The organism is Actinospica durhamensis (genome assembly GCF_018139695.1).
GTDB lineage: Bacteria > Actinomycetota > Actinomycetes > Streptomycetales > Catenulisporaceae > Actinospica > Actinospica durhamensis.
The window spans coordinates 1-6,974 of record NZ_JAGSOG010000370.1; the positions used below are offsets into that span (position 1 = coordinate 1).

4 protein-coding genes and 1 pseudogene are annotated in these 6,974 nt (G+C 71.0%); 4 read left to right on the forward strand and 1 reads right to left on the reverse strand.

Going from position 1 to position 6,974, the window contains the following annotated elements:
- From KDL01_RS37635 to KDL01_RS37645, 3 genes are all read left to right on the forward strand, one after another.
- Nucleotides 1-734: WXG100-like domain-containing protein (locus KDL01_RS37635; RefSeq protein WP_212533498.1), on the forward strand; the 734-nt coding region annotated here is incomplete at its 5' end.
- Entirely contained in the window at nt 734-4,585 is a 3,852-nt protein-coding gene (locus KDL01_RS37640) for a DUF6531 domain-containing protein (protein WP_212533499.1), read from the forward strand. The genes KDL01_RS37635 and KDL01_RS37640, both read left to right, overlap by 1 nt.
- Nucleotides 4,582-4,953, forward strand: a complete 372-nt coding sequence (locus tag KDL01_RS37645) for a hypothetical protein (protein WP_212533500.1) — start codon at nt 4,582-4,584, stop codon at nt 4,951-4,953. The genes KDL01_RS37640 and KDL01_RS37645 overlap by 4 nt, the downstream gene beginning before the upstream one ends.
- Before the next feature lie 14 nt (nt 4,954-4,967).
- Here the strand turns inward: KDL01_RS37645 and KDL01_RS44185 are convergent, their stop codons facing one another.
- Entirely contained in the window at nt 4,968-5,150 is a 183-nt protein-coding gene (locus tag KDL01_RS44185) for a hypothetical protein (RefSeq protein WP_246577544.1), read from the reverse strand.
- A gap of 981 nt (nt 5,151-6,131) precedes the next feature.
- On the opposite strand from KDL01_RS44185, the pseudogene KDL01_RS37655 reads away from it, so the two are divergent.
- Nucleotides 6,132-6,974: pseudogene (locus KDL01_RS37655) on the forward strand (hypothetical protein); the annotation flags it as partial.

Below are 6,974 nucleotides of genomic sequence, written 5' to 3' on the forward strand. Positions count from 1 at the left end.
GGGGTGGGGTTCTGATGGCGATCGACGACCTGCCGATGCCCGTGGTGACGTTCCTGAACGCGTTCGGCATAAAATGGCCTTATATCAATGAGGATTCACTGCACCGCTTCGCGACCTTGGCGCGGGAGTTCGGGCAGGCGGTGGAGCAGACGCACGAGGACGCCACGCAGGCGGTCTCGGGCATCGCGCAGGCATACCAGGGTGCTTCGACGCAGGTGATGTCCTCGGGGTGGGCGCACCTCTCGGCCACTCACGTCAAAGAGGTCACCGCGGCGTGCGGCTTGTTCGCCGACGCGCTCGATGCGTGGGCGCTGTACGTGGTGGCGCAGAAGGGGGAGGCGCTGGTCCAGCTCGTCGAGCTCGCGATCAGCTATGTGACGGCGATCGCGGCGGCGCCGGAGACGCTCGGGGCCTCGCTCGCGGCGCTGCCGGGGCTGGAGGAGATCGGTGAGGCGCTGGCGAACTCGCTGATCCAGGACCTGAACATGTACGTGCAGGGCAAGGTGATCGCGGCGGTCTCCCAGCCGCTGGTGGCCAAGGTCGAGCAGATGCTCTCCGGACTGGACTGGTCCAACGCCCCTGGCGGGGTGGACCCGCTCGCCGCGGGCTCGGCGAGCATCCAGGTGGACGTGAGCACGGTCGACCAGCACGTGAGCACCCTGCGCCGGCACGCCGAGACGATGCGCTCGCACGCGCAGACCTTCACCTCCCAGGCAGCGGAGATCGACTTCTGATGAGCGACGAGGAACAGCGCAACCTCGCGATCGGGCTGCGCGACACCTTCGGCAAGGTCGCCGAGGACACCTCGAGCTCCGCGGGCGGGTTCCACGACGCCACCGCCGACGCCGCCCAGGCGGGTGCGCACTCCATGGAGCAGACCGACAGCGACCTGGGCGACCAGTTCAACCAGGTCGGCAACGAACCGGTGAACCCACCCGCGCCGAGACCCGCCGACACACCGGCGACCTCGCCCGCCGGCGGGGCCCCCGGCACGCCCGGCGCGATCACCGACGGCTTCCAGGGCGGGGACGAGGGAGGTCTCGGGTCCGCCGGCGTCGAGCAGACTCCCGCGTGCAAGGACCCGGTCGACCCGGTGAGCGGCCAGATGATCACGTCGGCCGCGGACGTGGACCTGCCCGGGATCCTGCCGCTGGTGCTGCGCCGGGCTTACGCCTCCGGATACGCTCACGGCGCCCTGTTCGGCCCCGGCTGGTCCTCCACCCTCGACCAGCGCGTCATCCTCGACGAGGACGGGGTGCACCTCCTCGGCGACGACGCACAGACGCTCAACTACCAGGTCCCCACCCAGTCCGGCCGGCCGGTGCTGCCCGCAGCCGGCGCCCGCTGGCCGCTGACGTGGGACCGTGAACTCGACGCCATCGCGATCCTGGATCCGGCCACCGGCATCACCCGGCACTTCGCCGCCTCTCCCGACGACGGCCCCCGGCATCTGACCCGCATCACCGACCGCCACGGCAACTGGCTGACCATCACCCGGGACGCGGACGGCGTGCCGACTCAGGTCGACCACGTCGGCGGCTACCGGATCGCGGTGGACTCCTCGTTCCTGGCGGGCGGCTTCCGCATCGAGGGGCTGCGCCTGCTCGACGCCTCACACCCGGACGGCGTGCCGCTCATCGGCTACGGTTACGACCCGTTCGGCCGACTGACCCAGATCCTGAGCGCGGGCGGCGCACCGCTGGTCTACGAGTACGACACTGCGAACCGGATCACCGCCTGGATCGACCGCCTCGGGTACCGGTACGAATACGCCTACGACGACGAAAGCCGTGTCGCCCGTGTGGGCGGCGAGGACGGGGCCGTGTCCGCGGTCTTCGCGTACGACCGCGCCGCGCGCACCACCGAGGTCACCGACGGGCTCGGAGCTGTCACCGCCTACCGCTACGACCGGGACAACCACCTCACCGAGATCGTCGACGCGCTGGGCAACGCGACCCTGCTGAGCCACGACCGCTACGGCAGGCTGGTCCGGCACGTCGACGCGCTGGGGAACGCCAGCGCCTTCGTCCGCGACGCGTTCGGCAACATCGTCGAACTCGAACGCCCCGACGGCTCGCGGATCCGGACCGAATACAACGACCTCCAGCTCCCGATACGTGTCGTCGCGGCCGACGGGGCCGAGACCGTCCTGGAGTACGACGAGCGCGGCCGGCTCGTCGCGGTCACCGACGCCCAAGGCGCCGTGACGCGGTACGGGTATTCGGATCACGGCGCCCTCGTCGAACACACCGATGCGCACGGGCACCGTTCCACTGTGGCGGTGAACGCGGCGGGCCTTCCGACTCAGATCACCGATGCGCTCGGCGCCGCCTGGGTGCTGCAGCACGACGAGCTCGGCCGCGTGGCCTCGATGACCGACCCGTTGGGCGCCACCACGACCACGCGGTGGGGAGCCGTCGGCGCACTCGCGCGTACGCACCCCGACGGCTCCACAGAGCGGTGGGACTACGACGACGCCGGCAACGTCACCGCGTACACGGACCAGGTCGGCGCGACGACGGCGCTCGAGTACGGCCCCTTCGGCACAGTCGTCGCGCGCACCGAGCCCGACGGCACCCGCATCGCCTTCGAGCACGACAGCGAAATGCGGTTGACGAGGGTCGTCAATCCGCAGCAGGCAGCGTGGACCTACGAGTACGACGACGCGGGCAACCTGGTCGCGGAGACCGACTTCAACGCGCGCACGCTCTCCTACCGGCACGACGCCGCCGGCCGGCTCATCCGGCGGACCAACGGCGCCGCCGAATCGATCGAGTACATACGCGACGTCTTCGGCCGTGTCGTCGAACAGCGCGCGCACGGGCAACAGGCCACCTTCGCGTACGACGGCGCGGGCCAACTCGTACGGATGGCCAACCAGGACGGCGAGATCACGCTCGCCCGCGACGCCGCGGGCCGGGTGACCGGGGAGACCCGCGACGGCGGCACCCTCACCAGCACGTACGACGCGCTCGGGCGGCGCGTGGCGCGGACGACGCCGACCGGACGCGCAACCACTTGGGAGTACGACGCGGCGGGACACGCGGTCGGCATGTCCGTCGGCGAGCGCCGGCTGACCTTCGGACGCGACGCGCTCGGCCAGGAGACCTTCCGCTGGTTCGACACCCACACGGCGCTGACCAGCGAATGGGACCAGCTCGGCAGGCTCACCACGCGTCGCCTGCTCGGCGTCGAGGGCCCCGAACAGGCGCGCACCTCACGCATCCTGAGCGAACGTACCTGGAGCTACCGTGCCGACGGCAGCCCCGACTCCGTCACCGACACCGCCGACGGCGAACGCCGGCTCTCACTCGACCCCCTCGGCCGGGTCACCGCCGTCCGCGCGGCGACCTGGAGCGAGCAGTACACGTACGACGGCACGGGCAACCTCACCCACACCGGCGACAGCCGCGTGCCGGACTCCGACACCGCCGGCGAACGCGAGGTCTCGGGCACGCTGCTGCGCCGGGCCGGACGCACGCACTACCAGTACGACGCCCAGGGACGGGTCGTGCAGCGGGCGCGACGCACCCTGTCCGGAAAGCAGCTGATCTGGACCTTCGCGTACGACGTCTTCGACCGGATGACGCAGGCTGTCACCCCGGACGGCGACGACTGGCGCTACCGGTACGACCCCATCGGACGCCGCACTGCGAAACAGCGCCTTGATGCGACCGGTGCCGTCGCCGAGGAGACGCTGTTCTTCTGGGACGGCGCCGAACTCGCCGAGCAGCACCACCGCCGTGTCGGCGGCGGCGGGTCCGGGCCGATCCGGATCACCGCGTGGGACTACGAGCCCGACTCCTGGGCGCCGGTAGCGCAGTCCAGCCGCACCGTCTCGGCGAACTCCTTCGCCCACGCGCCGCAAGAGGTCGTGGACGAGCAGTTCCACGCCATCGTCACCGATCTGGTCGGCACCCCGACCGAACTGGTCGGCACCTCGGGCGACGTCGACTGGCAGCGCCGGGCCGACCTCTGGGGCGGGCAGTTCGCCGCGGGTACCGGCGGCGTCGACTGCCCCCTGCGCTTCCCCGGCCAGTACCACGATGATGAATCAGGCCTGGACTACAACGTCCAGCGCTACTACGACCCGGCAACGGCGCGCTATCAGAGCCCCGACCCGCTCGGCCTCGGTCCCTCGCCGAACCCGCACGGCTACGTGTACAACCCGCTCAGCTGGCTCGACCCGCTGGGATTGACGGGAGACGACGTACGCGCGCCGATCCCGCAGGTGGACAATCCCCGACTCCAGAACATCATCAACAGCCTTCACCACAGCAAAACCCGCGACGCCACCCAGCTTGTCGGCGACGGCAGCGCGCTGGCGGCGGCAAGCCACGAGGCAAGCGGAGGCGCCCAAGTCGACGGGCGCAACCACATCACGAAGATCAAGGATGCCATCAACGCGATCAACCGGGTCCTCAACGAGGACACCACCAAGCCGCGAGGGCGCGCTGAGATACCGAACCCCAAGACGCCGCACGACTTGGCGGTCGCCGAGGGCTACAAGCGCGCCATGAACGACGCACTCGCGGGAAAATACCAGGGATACAAGAACTACCCGGAATTGGACTGCCCCAAGTGAGTGAAAAGAGCATCGACTTCATCCACCGTCTCGTGGCGGCGTTCCCCCCGCTCGAACTCGACTACGAGGCGCACATCGAGAACAACGGCGAGGTCCTCCCCCACATGTTCCTGGTGCTCGATCTGATGCCGACGCTGGTGAGCGCCTACCTCGGCGACCCCGAGTACCAGGACGTCGACTGGCTCGGCGTGCTTGGGTTCCTCGACCGCGAACTCGCCGCGGACCCGGCGCCCGGCGAGATCCGGGGCGCCATCCTCACCTCCTTCGTCGACAACCTACCTGGCTCCGACCAGCTCGGATACGGCATCCACCGGCATCTTGGCCCGAACCTCGCCGAAGCGTTCTGGTCCAAGTTTCCCAACGGCTGAGCGACCTGCGCCCGTCAGAACACCAAGGGGTGCCAGAACTCTTTCGCGTGGCCGATGACGGAGATACAGGCTGTGTCGGAGGTGGCACCGCCTTCGAGGCCCGTGGTTCCGGAGAGCGTGCAGATGAGCTGCGCCGCCTGGCCGTTGCTGGTGACGGCGTCGACGTACAGCTGGTTTCCCTCGATGGCCTCCGACACGTGAACCACCGGACCGTTCGTGCCGGCGAGGCCCGGGTAGCCGGCGAGGCCCGACAGCGATTGGGGCGTGCCGAAGCCCGAGGCGAGGCTGCCGACCTGAACAGTCAGGACGTTGTTGTCCAGATCGACCTGCTCGGACTCCTCCGCGTCGTGGAAGGCGACACTGATATCCGGCTGGGCGGGTCCCGCGGGACCCGCGGGACCGGCCGGACCCGGAGGACCCGCAGGACCGGTAGCGCCTGCAGTACCCGTGGGACCGGCCGGACCCGCGGGACCGACAGCACCTGCAGGGCCCAGCGGCCCTGTCGCACCCGGTTGGCCCGGTGTCCCGGCGGGCCCCTGCGGACCGGCGGGACCGGTCGGCCCTTGTGGACCTGCGGGGCCCACCCCGCCTTCCCCGATGACCTGGTTGTGAATCGAGATGGAGGTGTCCGGCCCGTGTGGTCCCCCGCGCCCGGCCTCGGGAGCGGCGAACGCGGTTCCCCCCGTCGCCATCGCCGTCAGTAGCGAGACCGCGCCGACGGCGTAGGCCGCGGCGCGTGAGGCCGGGGAGGATTTCGAGAACGATGGTGACATGACGAGGCGTCGGCCCTTCCGCTTGAATGACTGAAGCACGTCTGATGCCCGCCTCGGCGAACATCGGATGTACATATCAAGGTCAGCTTGCCCAGCCGACGTCCGGATCGACCAGCCGTACGGTTATGGTCACCCGGTCGGATCCAAAAGTAGATACGCCGCACGCTGCACGCGGCCGGGTGTGGCCGCGTCCAGGCTCCGGCCGAGCGGCTGACCGGGGAGCGGAGCCTGGGCGGCGCCGGTCACCTGCGCACAGGCGGTGTCGCAGAGAGCTGACCGGAGGGGCCTGACCCGAGTGTGGCGAATGGTGGCGTGCGCCGCCAGCGCCGCTGACGCGGTTTCGCGTGTCTGGTATCCCGAGAGAGAGGCGGTCTCGGAGCAGGTCGGACGGCGCGAGGAGAAACCGTGGGAATACGTTCCGGATGCCGGGCGGCGGCCGGTGCCGCACTGCTGTGCGCGGCGGGATTGGCCGGCACCGCGGCCCCTGCCGCCGCCGCGGATCTGCCGGCCGGGTGCAGCCAGTCCGGTGAAACCGTCACCTGCACCTACGTGTCTGCGGGCACGACCACGCTGACCGTGCAGGGCGGCATCGGCACCGTGGACGTCCTCGCGGTCGGCGCCGCCGGTGGAGCCGGCGGCGGGCCGTTCGGCTCGGGTGTCGCGGGCCTCGGCGGCCAGGGTGCGGTGGTGAACGCGAGCGCCGTGCCGGTGGCGGCGGGCTCGACGCTGGTCATCGCGGTCGGCGGCGTCGGCCCGAACGGCACGACCAGCGGGGACGGCGTCGGCAACTGCCCGCCCACCCCAGGCGGCGTGGGCGGAGGCGGTGGAGGCGGGGACTCCCGGTGCTACACGGGAAGCGGCGGCGCGGGCGGCGGCGCTTCGGCGGTGAGCGTGCAGGGGGCCTCCGCCCCGCTCGTGGTGGCGGGCGGAGGCGGCGGAGGCGCAGGCGCGGCCACCGAGGCCGGGTCCGGCGGCTCGTCGACCGGGACGCAGGACGCCACCCCGGGTGCCGGTGACGGGGGGTCGACCGTGGACAGACAGTGCGTTGGAGGCAACGCCGAGGAGCAGGGCGGCGACGGCGGCATCGGCGCCGGAGGCGGCGCGGGCGGAGTCGTGCTCGGAGTGGGTAGCTACTGCCCGCCGCAGACCTACGCGGTCGGCAACCCCGGCAGCGCGTGGGCGAACGGGCTCGCCGGTGCGGGTGGAGCCGGAGGCGACGGTGACGCCGTCGACAACAGCGGAGGCGGG

Bases quoted from the DNA above. Each gene is read 5' to 3' on its own strand.
- KDL01_RS37640 (WP_212533499.1), top strand. From the start codon at position 734: ATGAGCGACGAGGAACAGCGCAACCTCGCGATCGGGCTGCGCGACACC.